This window comes from Streptomyces sp. NPDC091272 (assembly GCF_044757485.1).
Classification (GTDB): domain Bacteria; phylum Actinomycetota; class Actinomycetes; order Streptomycetales; family Streptomycetaceae; genus Streptomyces.
This window is the reverse complement of sequence record NZ_JBIVVC010000006.1, coordinates 359,710-382,414: the sequence shown is the minus strand read 5'-3', so window position 1 is coordinate 382,414 and position 22,705 is coordinate 359,710. Positions and strand designations below refer to the sequence as shown.

17 protein-coding genes are annotated in these 22,705 nt (G+C 72.7%); 7 read left to right on the top strand and 10 right to left on the bottom strand.

Translation table 11 applies throughout. The features are described from left to right. Window positions 1-69: 69 nt before the first annotated feature. From ACIQM4_RS19785 to ACIQM4_RS19775, 3 genes are all read left to right on the top strand, one after another. Window positions 70-1,332: a D-alanyl-D-alanine carboxypeptidase gene (locus ACIQM4_RS19785; RefSeq protein WP_401593005.1), complete on the top strand. Its 1,263-nt coding sequence runs from the start codon at window positions 70-72 to the stop codon at window positions 1,330-1,332. 347 nt (window positions 1,333-1,679) lie between these two features. Further along, window positions 1,680-2,444, top strand: a complete 765-nt coding sequence (locus ACIQM4_RS19780; RefSeq protein WP_401593003.1) for a matrixin family metalloprotease — start codon at window positions 1,680-1,682, stop codon at window positions 2,442-2,444. 118 nt (window positions 2,445-2,562) lie between these two features. Continuing rightward, entirely contained in the window at window positions 2,563-3,393 is an 831-nt protein-coding gene (locus ACIQM4_RS19775; protein WP_401593001.1) for a hypothetical protein, read from the top strand. A 70-nt stretch (window positions 3,394-3,463) separates the two neighbouring features. Here ACIQM4_RS19775 and ACIQM4_RS19770 read toward each other — a convergent pair whose 3' ends face one another. The 3 genes from ACIQM4_RS19770 to ACIQM4_RS19760 form a co-directional block, all read right to left on the bottom strand. Next, window positions 3,464-3,853 carry a VOC family protein gene (locus ACIQM4_RS19770; protein WP_401592999.1) on the bottom strand — a complete coding sequence of 130 codons (390 nt, stop codon included), beginning with the start codon at window positions 3,851-3,853 and terminating at the stop codon, window positions 3,464-3,466. A gap of 175 nt (window positions 3,854-4,028) precedes the next feature. Further along, window positions 4,029-5,027 (bottom strand): NAD-dependent epimerase/dehydratase family protein, encoded by a 999-nt coding sequence (locus tag ACIQM4_RS19765; RefSeq protein ID WP_401592997.1) that lies wholly within the window; start codon window positions 5,025-5,027, stop codon window positions 4,029-4,031. Window positions 5,028-5,168: 141 nt separating this feature from the next. After that, window positions 5,169-5,747, bottom strand: a complete 579-nt coding sequence (locus ACIQM4_RS19760; RefSeq protein WP_401592995.1) for a Type-2Aa cytolytic delta-endotoxin — start codon at window positions 5,745-5,747, stop codon at window positions 5,169-5,171. Between the two features lie 112 nt (window positions 5,748-5,859). On the opposite strand from ACIQM4_RS19760, the gene ACIQM4_RS19755 reads away from it, so the two are divergent. Continuing rightward, on the top strand, window positions 5,860-7,236 hold the full coding sequence (locus tag ACIQM4_RS19755; RefSeq protein ID WP_401592993.1) for an MFS transporter: 1,377 nt from the start codon (window positions 5,860-5,862) through the stop codon (window positions 7,234-7,236). Between the two features lie 53 nt (window positions 7,237-7,289). On the opposite strand, the gene ACIQM4_RS19750 is transcribed toward ACIQM4_RS19755, so the two are convergent. The 5 genes from ACIQM4_RS19750 to ACIQM4_RS19730 all read right to left on the bottom strand — a co-directional run bounded on the left by ACIQM4_RS19750 (window position 7,290) and on the right by ACIQM4_RS19730 (window position 11,891). Then, the gene (locus ACIQM4_RS19750) at window positions 7,290-8,780 is read right to left on the bottom strand and encodes a patatin-like phospholipase family protein (protein WP_401592991.1); all 1,491 of its coding nucleotides are present in this window, start codon (window positions 8,778-8,780) and stop codon (window positions 7,290-7,292) included. Continuing rightward, on the bottom strand, window positions 8,773-9,870 hold the full coding sequence (locus ACIQM4_RS19745; RefSeq protein ID WP_401592989.1) for a hypothetical protein: 1,098 nt from the start codon (window positions 9,868-9,870) through the stop codon (window positions 8,773-8,775). The genes ACIQM4_RS19750 and ACIQM4_RS19745 overlap by 8 nt, the downstream gene beginning before the upstream one ends. Continuing rightward, window positions 9,867-11,075, bottom strand: coding sequence for a beta-ketoacyl-[acyl-carrier-protein] synthase family protein (locus ACIQM4_RS19740; protein ID WP_401592987.1), 1,209 nt, complete (start codon window positions 11,073-11,075; stop codon window positions 9,867-9,869). The genes ACIQM4_RS19745 and ACIQM4_RS19740 overlap by 4 nt, the downstream gene beginning before the upstream one ends. Beyond that, window positions 11,072-11,308: an acyl carrier protein gene (locus ACIQM4_RS19735; protein WP_401592985.1), complete on the bottom strand. Its 237-nt coding sequence runs from the start codon at window positions 11,306-11,308 to the stop codon at window positions 11,072-11,074. Before ACIQM4_RS19735 ends, ACIQM4_RS19740 begins: the two co-directional genes overlap by 4 nt. Before the next feature lie 184 nt (window positions 11,309-11,492). After that, window positions 11,493-11,891 carry an STAS domain-containing protein gene (locus ACIQM4_RS19730; protein ID WP_401592983.1) on the bottom strand — a complete coding sequence of 133 codons (399 nt, stop codon included), beginning with the start codon at window positions 11,889-11,891 and terminating at the stop codon, window positions 11,493-11,495. Window positions 11,892-12,075: 184 nt separating this feature from the next. On the opposite strand from ACIQM4_RS19730, the gene ACIQM4_RS19725 reads away from it, so the two are divergent. From ACIQM4_RS19725 to ACIQM4_RS19715, 3 genes are all read left to right on the top strand, one after another. Beyond that, window positions 12,076-14,418 carry an ATP-binding cassette domain-containing protein gene (locus ACIQM4_RS19725; protein ID WP_401592981.1) on the top strand — a complete coding sequence of 781 codons (2,343 nt, stop codon included), beginning with the start codon at window positions 12,076-12,078 and terminating at the stop codon, window positions 14,416-14,418. Between the two features lie 298 nt (window positions 14,419-14,716). Further along, on the top strand, window positions 14,717-15,994 hold the full coding sequence (locus ACIQM4_RS19720) for an aminotransferase class I/II-fold pyridoxal phosphate-dependent enzyme (protein ID WP_401592979.1): 1,278 nt from the start codon (window positions 14,717-14,719) through the stop codon (window positions 15,992-15,994). 297 nt (window positions 15,995-16,291) lie between these two features. Further along, window positions 16,292-17,728: an MFS transporter gene (locus ACIQM4_RS19715; RefSeq protein WP_401592977.1), complete on the top strand. Its 1,437-nt coding sequence runs from the start codon at window positions 16,292-16,294 to the stop codon at window positions 17,726-17,728. On the opposite strand, the gene ACIQM4_RS19710 is transcribed toward ACIQM4_RS19715, so the two are convergent. Further along, the gene (locus ACIQM4_RS19710) at window positions 17,670-18,875 is read right to left on the bottom strand and encodes a DNA polymerase thumb domain-containing protein (RefSeq protein WP_401592975.1); all 1,206 of its coding nucleotides are present in this window, start codon (window positions 18,873-18,875) and stop codon (window positions 17,670-17,672) included. The two genes, ACIQM4_RS19715 and ACIQM4_RS19710, sit on opposite strands and share 59 nt — an antisense overlap. Continuing rightward, entirely contained in the window at window positions 18,872-22,651 is a 3,780-nt protein-coding gene (locus tag ACIQM4_RS19705; protein WP_401592973.1) for a DNA polymerase III subunit alpha, read from the bottom strand. Before ACIQM4_RS19705 ends, ACIQM4_RS19710 begins: the two co-directional genes overlap by 4 nt. Window positions 22,652-22,705 lie beyond the last annotated feature (54 nt).

Sequence of the window (22,705 nt, the reverse complement as noted above, 5' to 3'; positions counted from 1 at the left end):
GGTGAATTCCACTGTCCGGCGCCGCCCCACGCGTCCTGCACACCTCTTCGGCTGCGTTACGTTCGAGTGATGCGTCCCTCTCCATCCCCGCAGGTCCGGCGCGGGTTCGTGGCCCTGACCGCGACCGCGGTCACCGCTCTCGCCGGGGTCTGCCCCGCCGTCGCGAGCCCGCACCACCCGACGGCGCGGGCCCTCCCCCCGACCGCCTCCGCACCGGACACCACGGACGGGACGCAGGGCAAGACACCCCCCAGGACTCCCCCGGCCAGGATGTCGGCGGTCGGCGGCGAGCAGCTGAGCAGGCCGGGACCGCAGTCCGGCGCGGGGGCGCCGGCGCTTCCGCCGAAGCTCTCCGCCCTGTCCTGGATCGTGTCGGACGCGGACACCGGGAACGTACTCGCCGCCTCGAACGCCCACTGGGCGCTCCCTCCGGCCAGCACCCTGAAGATGCTCTTCGCGGACACCGTGCTGCCCGCCGTGCCGCAGCGGACCAGTCACAAGGTCACCGCCGCCGACCTGGCCGGGATGGGCGCGGGCAGCAGCGCGGTCGGTGTCGTACCCGGTCAGCAGTACCAGGTGGCGGACCTGTGGCGCGGGGTCTTCCTGCGTTCGGGCAACGACGCCGTGCACGTGCTCGCCGCGATGAACGGGGGCGTGCCGAAGACGGTCGTGGACATGCAGAAGCGGGCCGATCAGCTGGGCGCGAAGGACACGCACGTCCTGAGCCCGGACGGGTACGACGCCCCGGGGCAGGTCTCCTCCGCGTACGACCTGTCGCTGTTCCTGCGCGCGGGGCTGCGGAACAAGGACTTCACGGAGTACTGCTCCACGGCCGACGCGAAGTTCCCCGGCGGTCCGCAGACCAAGGGCAAGCCGTTCGCCATCTCCAACACCAACCGCATGCTGTCCGGCATCGACGGGGTCTCGAAGTACCCCGGCCTGATCGGCGGGAAGAACGGTTACACCACGCACGCGGGCAACACCCTCGCGGAAGCCGCCCGGCGCGACGGCCACACGCTCCTGGTCACGGTGATGAACCCGCAGGCGCAGAAGCACGACGAGGTCTACAACGAGATGCGTCAGCTGCTGGACTGGGGCTTCTCCGCGGTCGGCAAGGCCGAACCGGTCGGCAGCCTGAACCCGAGCGCCACGGCCCACGAGCCGAATCCGCCCCAGGCGGCCGGCCCGGCGGCGGCGCCCGCCGCGGGCACGTCGCTCGGCGCCCTTGGCTGGACGGGCATCGGCGCGGCGCTGGTGGTGGCGGGGAGCGCGGTCATCCTCGTCCTCAGGCGCCGCACGGGCGCAGCTCCCGGGAAGATCACCACGCACTGAGACCGACCGCCTCCTGATCCCGACCCGGCCGCACCCGCATCGGCCCGTTCCCCCGCCGCCGGCCGATCCGGTCCGACCCGCTCCCCGCGCCGCCGTCGGCTGATCCGGCCCGACCCGCTCCCCTCGCCGCCGTCAGCCGATCCGGCCCGGTCCGCTCCCCGCGCCGTCCGGCCGATCCGGTCCGATCCCGTCCTCCATCGGAGGGACGCGCGGGCGCTGCCGCTTGCCATTTTCCGGCGGCGGGAACAGTCACGGTCCAGCCCCGCATCGCACTTCCCCTCCCCCGCCCTCCCGCACGCGGTGCCGGGCTCCGACGCGCACCCAACCGCCGCCTGTCTGGAGACCCGATGCCCCGCATCCCGCTTCTGCGCCCGGTCGCCGTCGTCGCGACGCTCACCGCCACCCTCCTCGGCACGGCCGCCCCGCCCGCCGCCCCGTACGACATCGTCGGCCCCGCCTGGCAGGACCCCGACCTCACCTGGCGCATCGTCGGGTACAGCCGGCGGGATTCACTGCGGGGCAAGCGGCCCACGGTGGAACGTGTCATTGCGAGTGCGATGCGACAGTGGGAGAAGGCCGACCGGAACATCCGGTTCCGGAAGGTCGCCGGCGGCCCGGCCGACGTCGAGATCCGGTTCGTCACCCGCGACGACCACACCGAATCGCCCGTCGACGGACCGGGCGGCGTCGCCGCGTACGCCTACTTCCCGCCCAGGGGCGAACTCCACTTCGACGACGACGAGCCCTGGACCCTCTCCCCGCGCGGGCGCGCCGGCCGACACGTGCGCGGACGCGGACTCGACCTCTACCAGTCCGCCATCCACGAGCTCGGCCACACCCTCGGCCTCGGCCACAGCGACGACCCCGGCTCCGTCATGCAGCCGGACGTCACCAACCGCAGGACCTTGGGCCGGGACGACGTACGGGCCCTTCACGAGCTCTACGGAGGGCGCCGGCACGCACAGCGGCAGCACCGGCGCCACCCGCAGGAAGGCGTCGCGGACTTCACCGTTCCTCCATCTCCCACCGATAAAGATCCTCTTCCTCGGTTTCTCCCGCGAATCGCGGGTACTCGCGGTGAACACCACGCCGCACCCGCCACACCGAGCTGACTGTCCGTCATTCTCCTTTTGCAGCACGGCAGTTGAGTACGTACCGGCGGGCCGGCGTGGCTCTCAACACTCGTGGGGGGAGCTCACAGTGACGATGCATACCGTGAAGGAGACGAGGATGTCGAAGCCGACCAGGATGCCGAAGCCGACGCGCACCACCCGCCGGGGGTTCGTGGTACCGGCCATCGCCTGCGCCGCCCTGGTGGCCGGGCTCTCGGGATGCGCGGACTCCGAGGCGCCGGCCGCGAGCGACGGGAAGAAGAGCCCGGCGGCCGAGAAGAAGGCTTTCGACGGCCAGCAGCCGGACCAGATCGCCGACAAGGCCGTCGCCTCGACGAAGAAGGCCGGTTCGGTACGGATCACCGCGGAGGCGTCCGACGGCACCAGGAAGTCGACCGCCGACTTCGCCGTCGACACCAAGGGCAACTGTCAGGGCACCAACACCACTCAGGACGCGAAGGCCGAGATGCTGCGCGTCGACGGCTCGACGTTCATCAAGGGCAACGAGCAGTACTGGGCGGCGGCGGTCAAGCAGCAGGGCGGCGGCGCGAAGGAGCAGAAGGCGACTGCCGCGTACAAGGACAAGTGGGTGAAGCTGCCCCCGGCCGAGGCGAAGGCGCTCCAGGGCGGCTGCGACAAGGACGCGGTGATCGCACTGCTCGACCGGGACAAGACCGAGCGGCAGGGCATGACCCGCGGCCAGGACACCCAGGTCGACGGCAAGCAGGCGGCCGTGCTGCAGAAGAAGTCCGCCCAGGGCGGGAGCATCACGATGTACGTGGCGGCGGAGGGCGAGCCGTACATCCTGAAGGTGGAGGAGAAGGGCGGCAAGGTGCCGGCCACCACGACCTTCTCCGACTACGACAAGCCGGTGGAGGCGAAGGCCCCGCCGGCCGGTGAGATCGTGGACCCGCAGAAGGAAAAGGGCGCCGCGGCGGCCTCCTCCTGACCAGAGGTCTCGACCGATCCGCGAGCTCCGGGTGTCCCGCACCCGGAGCTCGTTCGCGCGCCCCCCACCCCTATTCGGGCGTCGTGGCGATCTGGATCAGATTGCCGCACGTGTCGTCCAGGACGGCGACGGTCACCGGCCCCGCGTCCATCGGTTCCTGCGTGAACCGCACCCCGAGATCGCGCAGCCTGCGGAACTCCGCGTGCACGTCGGCCACGGCGAACTGGGTCACCGGGATGCCGTCCTTGACCAGTGCGGAGCGGAACGGGTTCACCGCGGGGTGGGCGTCGGGTTCGAGCAGGAGCTCCGGACCTTCGGGGTCCTCGGGCGACACGACGGTCAGCCACAGGTACTCGCCCACCGGAACCTCGTGCTTCTTCACGAAGCCCAGGACCTCCGTGTAGAAGCGCAGGGCCTTGTGCTGGTCGGAGACGAAGACGCTGGTCATGTTGATCTTCATAAGAGGCTCCGGGTTCGACGGGAACGGCCGGCGGGTCGTGGCCCCGGCCTGACTGTCAGGCGCGCGGCCCGTACACCACTCGTATATCACTCTGAACCAGCCACCGGCCCGACCGCAGCACGAATGTGCGCCGTGGTCGCACCTGCCCGGGGCGGGCGGGGGTCCGGCAGGCGGGTCAGGCTCCCAGCGCGTCGAGCAGTTCGCGCTCGCGAACGGCGCTCAGCCCCGCCCTGCGCTCCCGGTCGAGGCCCTGCTCGCGCTCCCAGCGCAGTGTGTCCGCGAGCAGGTCCGCACGCGGCCTGTGCCGCAGGCCCGCCGCCCGGGCCGCGGCCCCGTCGCGGGCCGCCCAGCCCTCCCAGCCAGGCTCGACCACCCACATCGGCAGTGAGCCGGGTCCCGCGAACTCGCCGACCTTCTGGGCGAGCAGCCACGCGGAGTCGGCGGTGACCACCGGGCCGGTGTGCCCGCCGACCGTACGGGACAGCTCGACCCACTCCCCGAACGGGACGACCGGGCCCACCGCGTTGTACGTGCCGACGGTCCCCTGCTCCGCCGCGTCGAGCAGCCAGGACGCGAGGTCCCGCGCGTCGACGGTCTGGGTCGCCAGCTCCGGTTCGTCGGGAACCAGCATCGGCCCCCGGGGGTCCCGTGCGGCCCGCGCCACCCAGTAGCCGGAGCGCCCGCTGTGGTCGCCCGGGCCGCCGATCAGGCCCGCGCGTGCGACGAGGAGGCGATCACCCAGCACGGCCGCCGAAGCCTGCTCGCAGGCCACCTTCGCCTCGCCGTAGAGTTCCATGCCGACCTCGCCGTCCTCGCCGGTTTCGGCCGGCGGCAGCAGGGTGTCGGACTCGTCCGCGCCCACGGTTCCGTGCGCCGCGTACGCGCTGACGGACGAGATGTAGCTCCAGTGCCGGGCCCTGGCCCCGAGGGCGTCGAGCGCCCCGCGCACGAAGCGCGGCTGCCACGACACCTCGACGACCGCGTCCCACTCCCGGTCGCGCAGCGGTTCGTACGCCGCGGGGTCCCTGCGGTCGGCGACGACGAGTTCCGCGCCCTGCGCGACCTCGCCGCTCTCACCGCGCGCGAGACACGTCACCCGGTGTCCGCGCGCCAGCGCCTGCCGGGACACTTCCCTGCCCACCCATGCCGTTCCACCCAGAACCAAGATCTCCATGGCTCCACACAAGCACCCGGAGCACCGGCCGACCAGCCGGTTCGCTCACGGCGGACCGGGCGGGGCCCGCAACCGCGGCGGCCGCGGACCGGCCCGGGACGGCGGGGCGGTACGACGGCCTGGTCCGGCAGAGCCGAACGGTCAGGCGGCGAGCTGGAGTTGCTGGCGTACGACGATCGCGTTCAGGCGGATCCGGTACGGGGCGATGTCGGTCAGCTCCAGCGCACCCGCGCGGGCCCGGTCGAGACCGACGCTCACGTCGACGCAGAACGCGATCGCGTACATGTGGCCGCCGGTCTCCTCGCCCTGGAGCGCGAAGAACAGGTCACGGTAGTAGCTGGTGCGCTCCGGCGTCTGCTCGTAGTACGAGAGTCCCGGCGCGCCTTCCTGGGCGTCGAGGCCGGTGAACGCGCCGACGAGTTCCTGCTCGACGGTCTCCCAGAAGGACGCCTCGGCGAACTCGGCGGGCAGCGCCTGGCGCACCGCCTCCTTGAGCGAGAGCGCCATCACCGCGACGGGCGCGGTTTCCTGGAGGCCCCAGCCCCGGACCAGCTTGACGATCGAACTGTCGGGAATCGCCGCGGCGGCCTCCCGGATGTGGCCGAAGTCGAAGTTGACGGTCGCCGGGGCGATCGCCTGCTGGAACAGCCGGTCGACGGCGTGCGCCTGTTCGAGGTGTTCCGGGCCGACCTCTATGACGGTCTTGAAGGTTGCTGCCATGTGCCGTTGTGCTCCCTCAGGGATACGGGGTGCGGATTCGGTCAGGACCTATGATCGGGCGTTCCCCCGTCCCGGATCGCACCACCCCGGTCCGCCCCCGCTTGGAGCAGCAGTGAAGACAGGCGACAGAGTCGTCCAGGACCTTCCTTGGAGATGGCGTGTCCAGGGCAAGGTGTTCGTCATCGGCGGCCTCGGCTACCTCTTCGACGCGTACGACATCGCCCTCAACGGCTTCCTGATGCCCCTGGTCGGCGAGGAGTTCGCGCTGAGCACCGGTGAGCGCGGGCTCGTCGCGACCGCGAACCTCGTCGGCATGGCGGTCGGCGCCGTCGCGTGGGGCTCGGTCGCCGACCGGATCGGCCGCAAGAAGGCGTTCGGCGTGACGCTGCTGATCTTTGCCGTCTTCTCGGTGCTCGGCGCGCTCTCGCCCGCCTACTGGGTCTTCCTGCTGCTGCGCTTCCTCGCGGGTATCGGCCTCGGCGGGTGCATTCCGGTGGACTACGCGTTGGTCAGCGAGTTCTCGCCGCGCAAGTACCGGGGGCGGATCCTCACCGCGCTCGACCTGTGGTGGCCGGTCGGCGTCACCCTGTGCGGCCTGGTCTCCACGGCGATGCTGCCGCTGGAGGGCAACTGGCGGTGGATGCTGCTGACGATGACGCTGCCTGCGCTGCTGCTGTTCTGGGTGCGCAGGGGCGTCCCCGAGTCGCCGGTCTACCTCTCGGGCAAGGGGCGTGAGGCCGAGGCTCGGGCCGTCATCGACGATCTCGTCTCCCGTACCGGCGCACCGGTCGAGCCGTACGCCGTGCCGCGGCCGCCCGCCGCCCCCCGTACGAAGGGAGTGGCGGCCGCCGTCGAACAGCTGCGTCTCATCTGGTCGTTCAGCCCGCGCGTCACCTCGGCGGTCTGGCTGATGTTCGCCACCGTCATGCTGGTCTACTACGCGGCGCTGAGCTGGATGCCGTCCATCCTCAAGGCCGAGGGGCAGGGCGACACGGCCGCCTTCACGGGGACGACGCTGATGGCCGGGGTCGGGATCCTGGGCGTGCTGGTCTCCACCGCACTGGTGGACGTGGTGGGCCGCAAGTGGCTGATCGGGGTGACGGCGCCGCTGGCGAGCGTGGCGCTGGTGCTGTTCGCGCTGGTACGGGACGGGGGCACGGCCCCGCTGATCGCCATCGCCGCGTTCGGTTTCCTGATCCAGCTGGCGATCCCGGCGATGTACGCCTACGCGTCCGAGCTGTACCCGACGTCGCTGCGGGCCACCGGTTTCGGCTGGGCCTCGTCGGTGAGCAGATCGCTGACGGGTTTCGCGCCGCTGCTCTTCGGCTCCGTGCTGTGGCCGGTCCTGGGGCTGCCGTGGACGTTCACCTTGCTGGGCGCCGCGGTACTGGCCGCGATGGTGTGGATGGCGGTGGCGGCGCCGGAGACGAAGGGCCGGGAGCTGGACGCGCACGGGAGCGGAGGAAAGGTGCCGGCTGCCCGGTTGTGAGGCCGGGCAGCCGGACGGGCAGCGCCTGCCGGTCAGTTACTCCCGACGGCCGGTCAGTTGCTCCCGACGGCCGGGGCCGGGCCGAACAGCAGGTTGCCCACGCAGCCGGGCTCGCTGCTGGTGAAGTAGTCGTGGAAGGCCTCCGCCAGCTCGTCGAGGCTGGTGACCCCGTCGCCGTTGGTGTCCAACCGCCGTACCACCGTCTCCCGTTCCGCCTCGGGCACGCCCAGGCCCGCGAGGAGGCGGCCGGTCTCGGACGGGTTGAGGAAGCCGTCGTTGTCGTGGTCGGCCGCGAGGAGGATCGCCGACACGACGGGCAGCAGGTGTGTGGTGTACGCGGCGGAGCTCGACGTGATCCCCGCCAGGGCCCTGCCGAACGGCTCCCGCTCCAGGGTCTCGTGCTCCCCCGCGGCGGCCGACAGGCTCTCCCAGTACCCGGTGAACTCCCGTTGCAGGGCGTCCGCGTGGGCACTGCCCTCCGCGTGTCCGAAGAGGTCCGCGATCCGCTGCCCCGCCCGCCGGAAGTCCGTACCGGAGACGACACCGTCGCTGTCCGCGTCGTACACGTCGAAGTGGCCGCGGAGTTTGCCCTCCACGAACGGCGTCAGAGGTCTGCGCACGGACGACACCGCGGGGGCGCTGCGGCGCAGGACCGTCGGCTGCCGGCTCTCCTGGGCGTCGAGGTAGCCGGCCGCCGCGCGGTAGCCGCTGTCCACCCGCCTCCTGATGGTGGCGAGTTCTTCGCGCCGGGTGGTCCACGCGCCGTTCTCCGGCGGCTCCATCAGCTCCTCGCCGCTGGGCAGGACGTGCACCGTCACCCCGTCAGGTCTGCTGTTGAGCGCGTGGTGGAGGTGGTGGCGGCGGGAGAGCTCCAGCAGGGTGGTGCCCAGTTGCCAGGGGAACCTCGCGGGCCGCAACTGCTTCTCCTTCTGCCGCATCCGCAGCACGTACACCGTCGTCGCACCGTGGGCGATCGCCCGCGTGATGGGTACGGACTCGGCCACGCCGCCGTCGACGTAGTGCTCGTCGCCGATCCGGATCGGCGGCCACAGCCCCGGGATGGCGGCGGACGCCATGACCGAGGCGACCAGCGGGCCCGAGTCGAAGTAGCGGACGGTGGCCCGCTCGATGGAGGCGGCGGTGCACTGGTAGGGCACGGTCAGGTCCTCAATGCGGGTGGTGGGGCCCAGGTACTTGTCGAGGACCCGGCGGACCACCTCGTTGGAGTTGATCGCGGGGCGCATGGACAGGGCGTTGAGGATGCTGCGCGCGTTCAGCCGCATCGCCTTGCTGGTGACGAAGTCCCGCCAGAAGCTCTCCATCTCCTCGCACACGGAGACAGTGGGATTCTTCGCGATCATCGCGCCCTGCACGGAGCCGATCGAGGTGCCGATGACGAAGTCGGGGGTGATGCCGCGCTCGAACAGCGCCCGCACCATGCCCGCCTGGTAGCCGCCGAGCGGTCCGCCACCGCCCAGGACGAAGGCGACGCGGGGAGCTGCGGTGGCGCCGGTTCGGCCGGTCGTGGCCGGGGTGTCAGTCATGGCCGGGTTCTCCCACGGGAATCGGGTGTCGGGTGTACGGGCCGCCGGCGGTGGACCCCGGGGGCGGGGACGCGTCCGGGGACGGCGGCGGGGGCGGGGGCGGGGAGTCCGTCGGACGCCTGGACGCGTCCGGGGGTGGCGGGGCATCGGGGCGCGGGTCCGGGTCCGGTGTGCCGCGTTTGCCGGCGATCCAACGGTCCATGGCTTCCCACTGCCCGTCGAGCCACGCGGCGGCCGCGGCCGGTTCGCGGGGTACGTCCTCGGCGCGCGTGTGCCACCAGGTGAGGTGGATCCGGCGGGAGTCCACCGGTGGGTAGCCGATGTCGACGAGAGCGCCGACGAGGTCCTCCAGGCCGGTGTGCCCCACGACGAGGACATCGGCATCCCGCGCCAGGGACAGGACGCGTGCGGCGCCCGCGGAGACCGGTGGCAGCACGTACCGCAACCCGTCTGCCCAACGGGCCCTCCCGGGGTCCTTCGCCGCCAGTTCGGCGAGCGCCCTGCGGCGCCCGGCAGCGGTCATGTTCGCGCCCTCGGGGAAGTACGCGAGTGCGTCGCACGGTGCCAGGTCACGGGCGTGCCTCATCAGCAGCCGCATGGCGCGGGCCGGTCCGCCCGCGCGCCACCGGATCAGATCCACCCGCAGCCTTCGGGCGAGGAGCCCGACGGCCGGGTCGAGGCCGGGCAGGGCGCGCCCCACACCGAGCATCCCGCGGTCCAGCACGTGGCAGGCGAGCAGCGCCCCCAGCTGGAAGTTGAGCGGCCCCGAGTGCCGGAGCAGAAGGAGTACGGGCCGGTCGGACGCGGGCAGCGGCAGGCCGTCCGCGGTGTCCAGGGCGAGGCCGGCCCCGCGCAGTCCCTCGGTGAAGAACCGGTGGCTGAGCCGCGCCACCAGCCGCTCGCACTCGTGCGTGTCCGAGGCCCTGCCACGGAGGGCGGCCCGCAGCACCGGGGCCTCGAACCGGGCGACGTACACACCCAGCAGCCGAAGCGCCCGCCCGGCGGTGCGCAGCCGTGCCGGGCGCCGGGCCGGGGGTCTGCGAGGGTCCCGCGGCCGCGTGCCCGTGCCGTCCGCGGGCGGTCGGCTCACGGGGCGGTCACCACCAGCGCCGCGTTCTGGCCGCCGAATCCGACGGACGTGGTGACGACCGCGTCCACCTTGCGGCGTACGACGGTACGGGCGATGTCCAGGTCGCAACCGGGGTCCGCCGCCGCGAGGTTGGCCGTGGGCGGCACCGCCCCGCGCGCCACGGACAGCACCGAGCAGACCGCCTCGATCGCCCCGGCGGCCCCCAGGGTGTGGCCGATCACGCCCTTGACCGAGGTGACGAGCGGGCCGTGCGGCAGCAGTCTGGCGAGGACCGCGGCCTCCACCGCGTCGCCCCGGGGCGTGCCGGTGGCGTGGGCGTTGACGTGGTCCACGTCCCCCGCGGCCACTCCCGCGTCGGCCAGCGCGGCCCGTACCGCCGACGCCAGCCCGTCTCCTTGCGGGTGCGGGGCCACCGGGTGGTGGGCGTCGGCGCTGGCTCCGTAACCGGCGAGTCGCGCGTGCACCCGGGCGCCGCGCGCACGCGCGTGGGACTCGCGCTCCAGGATCAGCACCCCCGCGCCCTCGGCGGCGACGAAACCGTCGCGCGCCGTGTCGAAGGGCCGGGAGGCGGTGGCCGGGTCGCCGTCACCGGGCGAGGAGAGCGCCCCGAGGCGCGCGAACCCGGACAGCAGGGCGGGGGTCAGCGCGGCCTCGCTGCCGCCGGTGATCACGACGTCGCAGCGGCCCGCGAGCAGCATGTCGCGGGCGACGCCGACGGCACTGGCCCCGGACGCGCAGGCGGTGCTGACGACGAGACAGGGGCCGGTGGCCCGGTGGGCGATCGCGGTCTGCCCGGCCACCATGTTCGGCAGGTAGAGCGGCAGCAGCAGGGGTGAGACGGCGTGCGCGCCCTTGTCGTCGAGGGTCTGCTGGGCGACGGTGTACGCGTTCAGACCGCCGGCGGCGTTGCCCAGCACGACGCCGACCCGCGCGCCGTCCCAGGTCCCGGTGTCGAGGCCCGCGTCGGCGAGTGCCTCCGCCGCGGCGACCAGCGCGAACTGGCTGAACCGCTCCAGCCGGTGCGCCTCCCGGGCTCCCAGCAGAAAGTCCGCGTCGAAGCCGGGCACCCGGCAGGACAGCCGGCCGGGACCCGGGTCGTGGGACGCCGTGCCGCGTCCCGCGCAGATCGCCTCCCAGCTGGCCGGTACGCCGATGCCCGCCGGGGTGACCAGGCCGAGGCCGGTGACCACAGCCTCCTCGGTCACCGGGCGATGCCCTTCTCGACGAGCCCGACCAGCTCGTCGACGGTCGTGGCCCGTGCGAGCCGGTCGCCGTCCACCCGGCTGCCGTAGGTGCTCTCCAGGGCGACGCAGAGCTCGGCCATCGCGAGCGAATCCATCTGCAGGTCGGCCAGCGAGCCGTCCGGGCGGATGTCGGCTGCCGGGATCCGCAGCGTTTGCGCCATCAGCACCTTGACTTCAGCGAACACCGCTGTCACGGCTGTCTCCTTGCATTCCTCACGAACCGTCCATGAATCGCCCATGACCGGAATGCCGGATATTAACGTCTTTATTGCGTGGGACGCCGCGTATTGCCGTTCGTGTCCCGGCCTTTGTTCCGCCCTCGCCCCGCCCTCGCGTGTTCCACCCTCGCCCCGCCCGCGCGGCGGTCGCTCCCGTCCCTCAGGTCCGGTCCGCCCCGCCCGGTATCGGCCCCGGAGCCGTGAGGTGGTCCAGCGTGCCGGTGATCTGGAGCAGCCGGTCCAGGGCCGGGGTGCGGTCCTCCAGGTGGAGGTGTGCGCCGGCCGCCGTGGTCACGCGCTGGACCATGAGCAGGACCGAGAGCCCCATCGAGTCCACAGTGACCACCTCGGCGCAGTGGAGGTGCAGGTCCCGCGGGTGCCGGTCGAGCTGCTCGCGCACGGCGTCCAGCAGCCGCTCGGCGTTGTCGTAGTCGAGGTCCCCGTACACGTGCAGGCGGACGCGGTGCGCGCCGTCGGGGGCTGCGGTGCACCGCAGCGGGGTCGGGCGAACGGGCGGTGAAGGCATCGTGCTGGGGCCGTCGGCAGTGTGCGTGCTCATGTGCTGCGTCTGCCCACGGACCGCCCGTTTCACCACTCCGTACCTCTCAGGGCGGTAACTCCGTACGAAGCGGGCCCGTACTGATCAGAATTCGAGAAGCGCGGCACGCCCCCGCCGCACTAGCGTGAGCCGCATGGACGCCGGCGGGACCGTCGAGGCGGACCGCACGACAGATGGAGCCACCGTGAACAGTCACGATCTGATCCGTGTGCACGGCGCACGCGTCAACAATCTCAAAGACGTCAGCATCGACATCCCCAAGCGGCAACTGACGGTGTTCACCGGCGTATCCGGCTCGGGCAAGAGTTCGCTGGTGTTCGACACGGTCGCCGCGGAGTCGCAGCGGCTGATCAACGAGACGTACAGCGCCTTCGTACAGGGCTTCATGCCGACGCAGGCGCGACCCGAGGTCGACGTGCTCGAAGGGCTGACGACCGCCATCGTCGTCGACCAGCAGCGGCTGGGCTCCGACCCGCGCTCCACCGTCGGCACCGCGACGGACGCCAACGCGATGCTGCGCACCCTCTTCAGCCGGATCGGAAAGCCGTACATCGGCTCGCCCGGTGCCTTCGCCTTCAACGTGGCCTCGGTCCGGGCCAGCGGCGCGATCACGGTCGAGCGCGGCAACAAGAAGACGGTGAAGGCGACCTTCAACCGCACCGGCGGCATGTGCACGCGCTGCGAGGGCCGGGGAGCGGTCTCCGACATCGACCTCACCCAGCTCTACGACGACTCCAAGTCGCTCTCCGAGGGCGCGTTCACCATCCCGGGCTGGAAGTCCGACAGCTTCTGGACCGTGCGGGTCTACGCGGAGTCGGGTCTCCTCGACCCGGACAAGCCGATCGCGAAGTTCACCAAGAAGGAGCTGCAGAACTTCCTGTACCACGAGCCGGTCAAGGTGAAGGTGGACGGGGTGAACCTCACCTACGAGGGGCTCATCCCCAAGATCCAGAAGTCGTTCCTGTCCAAGGACCGGGAGTCGATGCAGCCGCACATCCGGGAGTTCGTGGACCGCGCGGTCACCTTCACCACCTGCCCCGAGTGCGACGGCACCAGGCTCAGCGAACTGGCCCGCTCCTCGAAGATCAAGAAGCTCTCGATCGCCGACGTCTGCGCGATGGAGATCAGGGACCTGGCCGAATGGGTGCGCGGCCTGGACGCGCCCGCGGTCGCCCCGCTGCTCACCGCGCTGCGGGACTCCCTCGACTCGTTCGTGGAGATCGGGCTCGGCTACCTCTCGCTCAACCGGGCGTCCGGCACGCTCTCGGGCGGCGAGGCGCAGCGCGTGAAGATGGTCCGCCACCTCGGTTCCGCGCTCACCGACGTCACGTACGTCTTCGACGAACCCACCATCGGCCTGCACCCGCACGACATCAGCCGGATGAACGACCTCCTGCTGCGGCTGCGGGACAAGGGCAACACGGTGCTCGTCGTGGAGCACAAGCCGGAGACGATCCAGATCGCCGACCACGTCGTCGACCTCGGTCCCGGCGCGGGCACGGCCGGCGGCAGCATCTGCTTCGAGGGCACCGTCAAGGGCCTGCGGTCCTCCGGCACCGTCACCGGCCGGCACTTCGACGACCGGGCCGCCCTCAAGGAGACGGTGCGCGAGCGCACCGGCGCGCTGGAGATCCGCGGTGCGCGGACCCACAACCTCCAGGACGTCGACGTCGACATCCCGCTCGGCGTGCTCTGCGTGATCACCGGCGTCGCGGGCTCCGGCAAGAGCTCCCTCGTGCACGGCTCGCTGCCCTCCGGCGAGGACGTGGTGAGCATCGACCAGAGCGCGATCAGGGGTTCGCGGCGCAGCAACCCGGCGACGTACACCGGGCTGCTCGACCCGATCCGCAAGGCGTTCGCGAAGGCCAACGGGGTGAAGCCGGCCCTGTTCAGCGCCAACTCCGAGGGCGCCTGCCCGCACTGCAACGGCGCCGGAGTCATCTACACCGACCTGGGGATGATGGCGGGCGTCAGCACTCCCTGCGAGGAGTGCGAGGGCAAGCGCTTCCAGCCGGCGGTGCTCGAATACCGCTTCGGCGGGCGGGACATCAGCGAGGTGCTCGCGATGCCGGTGGCCGAGGCGCAGGAGTTCTTCGCCGCCGGCGAGGCGCACACCCCGGCCGCGCACCGCATCCTCACCCGGCTCGTCGACGTCGGGCTCGGCTACCTCACCCTCGGCCAGCCGCTCACCACGCTGTCCGGCGGCGAGCGGCAGCGGCTCAAGCTGGCCACCCACATGTCGGAGAAAGCCGGCGTCTACCTCCTGGACGAACCGACCACCGGCCTCCATCTCGCCGACGTCGAGCAGCTCCTGGGCCTCCTCGACCGGCTCGTCGACTCGGGCAGGTCGGTCATCGTCGTCGAGCACCACCAGGCGGTCATGGCGCACGCCGACTGGATCATCGACCTCGGTCCGGGCGCGGGCCACGACGGCGGCAAGGTCGTCTTCGAGGGCACCCCGTCCGAGCTGGTCGCCGACGGCTCGACCCTGACCGGCGAGTACTTGGCGAAGTACGTGGGCGGCTGACGGGTACGGAGCGGGGGGACGGGGGGTGGAGGGGGTGCGGCGGGGGTGCGGCGGCGTGCCTGGTTTCCTCCGGGCGCGGGTGGGCAGGCGCCCGGCGACCCCGTAACCCGTAACCCGTAACCCGTAATCCGCACACCGCTGTCGTGCCGCACCCGCCCGTCCGTCGTCCCGTACACCGAACACCGGTCGTCCCCCACCCGCGTACCGGTATAGCGTCGGTACGCCGTCCGCGGCCCGCAGCTGGACCGCCCGGCCGCGGCACGCACCATGTCCACCCGCGAGAGGAACCACCGCCACCATGACCACCGAGCTGAGCCCCGACACGATCGCCGGACTCCTGGACCGGGCCCGGCAGGAGTACCAGGAGCTCGCGGGGCGTGGCCTCGCCCTCGACCTCACCCGGGGCAAGCCCGCGCCCGAGCAGCTGGACCTCTGTGAGGAGCTGCTGAGCCTGCCCGGCGGGCGGCACACCTCCGCCGACGGCGCGGACGTGCGGAACTACGGCGGGCTGCAGGGCCTCGCCGAACTCAGGGAGATCTTCGCGGACATCCTCCAGGTACCGGCCGGGCAGTTGCTCGCCGCAGGCAACTCCAGCCTGGAGCTGATGCACGACAGCCTCGTGCACGCGCTGCTCAGCGTGCTGCCGGGCGCCGAGTCCCGGTGGGCGGACCAGGAGCGGATCGCGTTCCTGTGTCCGGTGCCCGGCTACGACCGCCACTTCGCGCTCTGCGAGCGGTTCGGCATCGACATGATCCCGGTGCCGATGACCGGGGAGGGCCCCGACATGGAGCTCGTCGAGCGGCTCGTCGCCGAGGACCCCGCGGTCAAGGGCATCTGGTGCGTGCCGAAGTACAGCAACCCGGACGGCGTCTGCTACAGCGACGAGACGGTGGCACGGCTCGCGGCCATGCAGACCGCCGCACCTGATTTCCGTATCTTCTGGGACAACGCGTACGCGGTCCACCACCTCACCGACGAGCCGGCCGAGATCGCCGACCTGCTCGGCGCGTGCGAGCGGGCGGGGAACGCGGACCGGGCGTTCGTCTTCGGGTCCACGTCCAAGATCACCGTTGCGGGCGCGGGCGTCGCCTTCTTCGGGTCGTCGCCGGCCAACCTGAAGTGGCTGCTGGCCAACAACCAGAAGCGCTCGATCGGCCCGGACAAGGTCAACCAGCTCCGGCACGTGCTCTTCCTCCGGGACGCCGACGGGGTACGCGCCCACATGGAGCGCCAACGCACCGTGCTGCAGCCGAAGTTCGAGACCGTCGCCCGGCTGCTCGAAGCCGGCCTCGGCGGTACCGGCCTCGCGTCCTGGACCTCGCCCGCGGGCGGGTACTTCGTCACCCTCCAGGTGCCGGACGGCTGCGCGAAGGAGGTCGTACGGAAGGCCGCCGCGGCCGGCATCGTCCTCACCCCGGCGGGCGCCACCCACCCGTACGGCGACGACCCGCGCGACGCGGTCATCCGCGTCGCACCGAGCTACCCGAGCCTGGCGGAGCTGGAGCAGGCCATCGAGGGACTGACGGTGTGCGTGCGGCTGGCCGGCTACGAGAAGCAGGCGGCAGCGGCGGCGTGAGGGTGGCCGGGGGCGGGGGTGTGCCCCGTTCGGGGTTTGTCCCGTACCACCCCCCGGCCTCTTGCGGGTAGCCTTCGCGGGCACGCCCGAACAGAGTGGAGTGGCATGTTCCGTCCCGGTCTTCCGGGCACGCGCTGACGTCGTAGGTCGTCCTCGACCCGTCATCGCGTGCCGCCTCCGAGTCGCGGCACAGCGAGCCTTGCCCCGCGCCCCCGCCCCGCCCGCGCACCTGACGGTGCCGGCGGGCCGCGGCGGGTGGCGTCGCTCTGCGCAGCTCCGAGGAGTTCCGTGCCGCCCGTGTCCCGTTCTTCGTCCGCCTCACCGTCCTCCTCCCCGCCCGCCCCGTGGCGGAAGCCCGATTTCCGCAGGCTCTGGTTCGGGCAGACCTTCTCGCAGCTCGGCGCGCACGCGAGCCAGGTGACGCTGCCGCTCCTGGCGGTGGTCACGCTCGGCGCGGACGCCGGTCAACTGGGCCTCCTGCGTGCGGTGGAGCAAGCACCGATTCTGCTGTTCTCGCTGATCGCCGGGGCATGGGTGGACCGGGGGCGCACCCGCGAGGTGATGGTCCTGGCGGACTTCGGCCGGGCCCTCGCGCTGGCGGCGATTCCCCTCGCACACGTGATCGGCGGGCTCGGGCTGCCGCTGCTGTTCGTGGTCGCGTTCCTCGTCGGGGCGCTGTCGGTCTTCTTCGACGTGGCCTGCCAGGCCTCGCTCCCGCGTCTGGTGGCACGCGAGGAACTGGTGCGCGGGAACAGCGCGTTGGAGGGCAGCAGGTCGGCCGCGCAGACCGGCGGGCCGGCTCTCGGCGGTGCGCTGGTGTCGCTGCTCACCGCGCCGGCGGCCAACGCGGTGGCGGCTCTCCTCTTCGCCGTGTCGTTCGTGTCGATCCGGCGCGTCCGCCGGGACACGGAGAGCGGAGCGGGCCGTGCGGGAGATGGAACGGACCGTGCGGGAGACGGAACGGGCCGCGCGGGAGATGAAACGAGCCGCGCGGGAGACGGATCAGACCGTCCGGGAGGCGGGCCGCCCGGGGGGCGCGGCGCCGCCGGGAAGGGAGCCTGCGCCGTGGCGGGCGGCCGCCGGGAGCCGGCCGCGCCGGGGCTCTGGCCCCGGGTACGAGAGGGGCTTCAACTGGTCCACGGCGACCCGCTGTTGCGGTCCGTCGCAGTGGCCACGGCGCTCTTCCAGTTCTCCTTCGCCGCCCTGATGACCGTCCTGCTGCTCTTTCTGCCACGCGGGCTGCACCTGTCCGGCACGGCCGTGGGGCTGGTGCTCGCCGCCGTCGGCCCCGGCGCCCTGGCCGGCTCGCTGCTGGCCGCGAGGCTGCCCGGGAGATGGGGCTACGGCCGCGTGCTGGTGGGGGCCGCGGCAGTGGGCGACGGGGTGATGCTGTGCGTACCCGCGCTGCGCGGTTCCGCCGGGGGGACGGTCGCCGTCCTGGTGTCGGCCAACTTCCTGTTCGGCATGTGCGGCCAGTTGGTCAACGTCTCCATGATGGCCGTCCGGCAGGCCCGCACCCCGGTCCGGTTGCAGGGCAGGGTGGTGGCGACGATCAACGTCGTCGGGATGGGGCTCACCCCACTGGGTTCGCTGCTCGGCGGTCAGCTGGCGCAGTGCTGGGGGCTGCGCACCGGCCTGCTGGTGGCGGCGGCCGCGCTCACCCTCTCCCCGGTCTTCATGGCCCTGTCCCCCTTGCGGCGCGTGGGAAGGAGCCTCCCGACGGCACGGCTCTGACGCCCGGGGCGGGGGCACCGGGGGACCTGCGGGGGGCGCGGCCCCCGGCCCGGCACACCGAGGCCGGCACCACCGCCCCGGGGCCGAACCTGAGGCGGGCGCGGTCGGCCGCCGCTTCCACCGCACGGGCCTTGGCGTCGGCCGGGTCGAAGGTCAGCTGGTGGGTGGCCGTGTGGGCGGGGGCCAGGGCTTCCGCGCGGAGGGTGAGGGTGCGGACCCGGGCGCGTTGCAGGCCGAGGAAGGCGTAGAGGTCGTAGGCGGTGCCGGTCAGGGTGGCGGTGTGGTGCGTGGGTTCGGGGAGAGCGCGGGTGCGGGTGGTGGTGGAGCGGTCCGCGTAGCGGACGGTGAGAGTGAGGGTGGGGGTGATCTGGTGGGTGGTGCGCAGGCGCAGGCCGAGTTCGCCGGTGAGGGCGAGCAGGGCCCTGCGGTGTGCGGTGGGGTCGAGTTCGTCGCGTGCGAACTCGTGGGTGGCACTGGTGGAGCGCGGCGGGGCGTGCGGGGTCACGGGGCGGGGGTCGTGGCCGTGGGCGCGTTCGTGGAGCTGGCGGCCGACGGCGGTGCCCAGGAGGCGCTGGAGGGTGAGGAGGGGGGTGGTGGCCAGGGCGCCGACGGTGTGGAGGCCGTGGCGGGTGAGGGTACGGGCGGTGGCCGGCCCCACGCCCGGCAGGGTGGCGACCGGCCGGGGGTTGAGGAAGGCGCGTTCGGTGCCGGGGTCGACGGTGGTGAGTTCACCGGGCGGGGTGAGGTCGGCGGCCATGGTGGCGATCATGCGGTTGGCGGCGGCGCCGACGCTGGTGGCGACGCCGTGCAGGGCGAACACCTGCACCTGGAGCCGCAGGGCGAGCTCGGTGGGGTCGCAGTCGAAGAAGCGCAGCGCACCGGTGAGGTCGAGGGCTGCGGCCATGGGCGGGAGTTCCTGGACGGCGGGGGTGAAGTCGCGGAGCAGCACCAGAAGCTCCTCGTACAACTCGGGGTCGGGGTACGGGAGATGGAAGTGGACGTGCAGGATGTGCCGTTCGCGGGCGGGGTCACGGAGGGCGCTGGGGGTTCCGGGGGTGCTGGGACCGGGCGTGCCGGGAGCGGGCGCGCGGGTGGCAGCGGTGGTGGCGGTGGCGGTGGCGGTGGCGGTGGCCGGCGTGATGGTCATCCTGCGCTCCCAGGGCTGCGGTGGCCGTACGTGGTGAGGTCTGCGGAACGGGTTCCCGCGGGCTGAAGGTCCGCCCAGGGATGGAGCCGGGCCCCCGCGGTGCCGTCGGCGAGGGTGCGGTGGGGTCGGGCGGCGGGGGCGGGACGGGAGCCGTCGGGGGCCTGGTCAGGGTAGGAGGCAGGACCCTGGCCCGGGTGGGAAGCGGTGGCCTCGTGCGGGTGGAAGGTGGCGTTCGGGTCAGGGGTGGTGGCGTTCTGGTGAGGAGCGTCGGCGGGGTGGTTCGGGTGGGGCGGGGTGGGGCTCGTGTCGTGGCGGCCGAGCAGGTGGAGCACGGCCTGCGGGCCGTGGTCGCGGCGGGCCGCGGCCAGCGTGTCCAGGTCCCAGACCATCGTCCCGACGACCGAGCGCCGCGGGCCGCGGACCTGGACCTGACCGCGCACCAGCAGCAGACCCGAGTGGAAGATCGTGTGCGCGCAGGCCGGGTGGGAGTCCTCGAAGAAGGCGAGGTCGACCAGGCCTGAGCCGTCCTCCAGGGTGACGAAGATGATGCGTTTGCCCGAGGCGATGGGCGGGGTCTGGGTGGAGGCGCGCACGCCCGCCACCAGCACCTGCTGGCCCTCCCGCAACCCGGAGAGGTGGGCGGCGTCGGTGGCACCGACCTCGCGGAGCAACCGGTGGTGATGCTCCATCAGATGCTGTGTGACGTCGACGGAGAGCGCTTCGAGTTCGGCGCCGAGAGCCTCGCGGGCAGTCATCTCGGGCAGTCCGGAGGGAAGTTGGGGGGTGGGGCCGGTGGCAGCGCTGTCGAGGGACAGCTGCCCCACCGACTGGCGGGTCCGGTTGCGGGTGTCCCGGTGCAGCTCGTTCACCTGCAGGAGGAGGTCGCGGCGGGAGAGCGTGCCGCCCAGCGCGCCCAACGCACCGATCTCCACCAGGCGTTCGACGGTCGGGCGGGCCGGGCGGGCCCGCTCCCAGAGGTCCTGGAGGTCCGCGTACGGCTGCCCGGCGACCAGCCGCCGCACCTCGTCCTCGGTGATGCCCTTGACCGCGGAGAACGACATGCGTACGCCCCAGCTCCCGTCCGGCATCCGTTCGGTGCGGTGGGCGGCGGCCGAGTGGTTGACGTCGACGCCCAGCACGGGCACGTTGTGGCGGCGCGCGTCGGAAACGATCACGCGGCGCGGCCACATCCCCGGATCGTGTTCGAGCAGGCCCGCGTACAGGGCCGCCGGGTGGTGCGCCTTCAGCCAGGCCGACTGGAGGGCGGGCACCGCGAAGGCGACCGCGTGGGCGCGGCAGAATCCGTACGCGCCGAAGCCCTCGATGATCGGCCAGATCCGGTCCAGGACCTCGGTCGCGTAGCCGCGCGCACCCGCCTCGCGCCGGAACCACGCCTCCACGGCGGGCAGCCGTGCGGCGTTGGAGAGCGCACGGCGGGCGACCTCGGCCATGGCGAGGTCGCAACCGGTGAGGACCGCGAACATTCCTATGATCTGCTCGTGCCAGATGGTCACGCCGTACGTGTCGGCCAGCACGGACTCCAGGTCGGGATGCGGGTAGGCGGGGGCGGCGCCGTGCCTGGCGGCGATGTACTGGGCGGGCATCCCGCCGGAGACGGGGCCCGGCCGGAAGAGGCTGATGTCGGCGACGACGTCGTGCGGGTTGCGGGGCTGCAGCCGGGACAACAGGTCCTGCTGGCCGGGCGATTCGAGCTGGAACATGCCGATGGTGTCGCTGTTCTGGATGAGCTTGAACGCGAAGAAGTCGTCCAGCGGAACCTGCGACGGGTCGTCGAGGTCGATGCGGCTGCCGGTGGTACGGGCGATCTCGTCGACCGCGTGCGCCATCGAGGACTGCATCCGCACCCCGAGGACGTCCAGCTTGATCAGTCCCAGGTCCTCGACGTCGTCCTTGTCGGCCTGCACCATCGGGTACCGGCCGCCGGGGGTGGGCTGCACCGGGAGCCGGTCCAGGAGGGACGCCCCGGTGATGATGACACCGCAGGGGTGCATGGCCATGCCGCGCGGCAGCTTGTCCAGCCCCTCGGCGAGTTCCCAGAGCAGCCCGAAGTCCGACTGTCTGGCGGAGAGTTGGCGCAGCTCCGGCAGTTCGGCGAGGGCGCTGCGGATGTCGCAGGCCCGGATGTGCGGGAAGGACTTGGCGATCCGGTCGACGTCCTGCGGGGCGATCCCGAGGGCGAGCCCGGTGTCCCGCAGGGCGTGCCGGGCCCGGTAGGTCTCGGGCATGCCGGTCACCGCGACCCGTTCGGGGCCGAAACGTTCGAAGATCCGGTCGTACACCTCAAGCCGGCGGGCGCTCTCCACGTCGATGTCAATGTCGGGAAGCGACATCCGCCGCTCGGACAGGAACCTCTCGAAGAGCAGGGAGTAGTCGAGGGGGTTGGCGGTCGCGATACCCAGGGCATGGTTGACCAGGGAGCCGGCCCCGGAGCCGCGTGCGGCGACCCGTACCCCCATTTCCCGTACGTCCTGCACTACCTGAGCTACCGTCAGGAAGTACGTCTCGAAACCCTTCACACCGATGACCCGCAGCTCTTCGCGGAGCCGGGCGACGGCTGCCGGGTCCCGGTCGAGACCGCGCCTGGCGAGACCCGCCTCACTGCGTTCGCGCAGCAGCGCCCATGCCGCGCCGGGGCCGGGGCCCGCGCCGACGGTGCCCGGCTCCGGGAAGTGATTCACCCCGAGCCCCAGGTCCGCGACCGGGTCGACGGCGCAGCTCTGTGCGGTCGCGGCGGTCTCCGCGAGCAGCCGGGCGGCCCGTCGCGGGCCGCCCCCCGCCGCGCGTACGACGTGCTCGGCGACCTCCGCCATCTGCTCGGGCCCCTTCAGCCACCGCTCCCCCGGGTCCAGCCGACGCCGGTCGATCGGGCGCAGCAGGCGTGCGGCGTCCAGGACGTCGGCGAGGCGGTGCCTGGCCGGGTCGGCGTACCGCACGGCGTTCGTCAGTACGACGGGTACGCCGAGCCGGTCGGCGAACTGGAGGGTCCGCGCGGCCAGCCGCACCGATCCGGGCCCGGCGTCCGGCCCACCCGGGCTCCGGCCCCCCACGTCTTCTCCGCCCTGACCGCCCGCGCCGCCCCGGTGGGTCCCGTACGCCAGCACCTCCAGCCGCAGCCCGTTCCCGAACAGCGCCCGCCACGGTGCGAGCAGTGCCTCGGCGCGGTCCGGCCGTCCGGCGGAGAGCGCCCGGACCGGCTCGGACACCGGCCCGAACAGCGCGACGAGCCCGCCGACGCCGTACTCCGCGAACGCCTGGTGCGGGATGACGGGCGGCCCGGCGGGGACCTCGCCCACCGGGCGCCGGTGAGCGGCCGACACCAGCCGGCACAGCCGGGCCCACCCGGCCGCGTCCCGCGCGAGCAGGGTGATCCGCAGCGGGGCCTCGACGACATGCGCACCCCCGCGCACGGGTGTACGCCGCCGCACCCCCGCACCGGAGGAGGCCCCGGCAGCGCCGACAGCCCGCGCCATGCCCGCGGCCTGTGACATGCCCGTGGCCTGCGCCATTCCCGCAGCCTGTGACATGCCCGCGGCCTGTGGCATCACCGCCACGTCGACCCCGAAGATCGGCCGGACCCCGGCACGGGCGGCTGCCTTGGCGAAGCGCACCGCCCCGGTGACGGTGTCCCGGTCGGTCAGCGCGAGGGCGCCCACTCCCCGGTCGGCGGCAGCCCGTACGAGGTCTTCCGGGTGCGAGGCCCCGTACCGGGCCGAGAAGCCGGAAGCGACGTGCAGATGCGCGGTAAAACCGCCCATGACCTGCCACCTCTCATCTCCGGCCCCCTGTTCTCGCCCCTTGGCGCTCGTCCT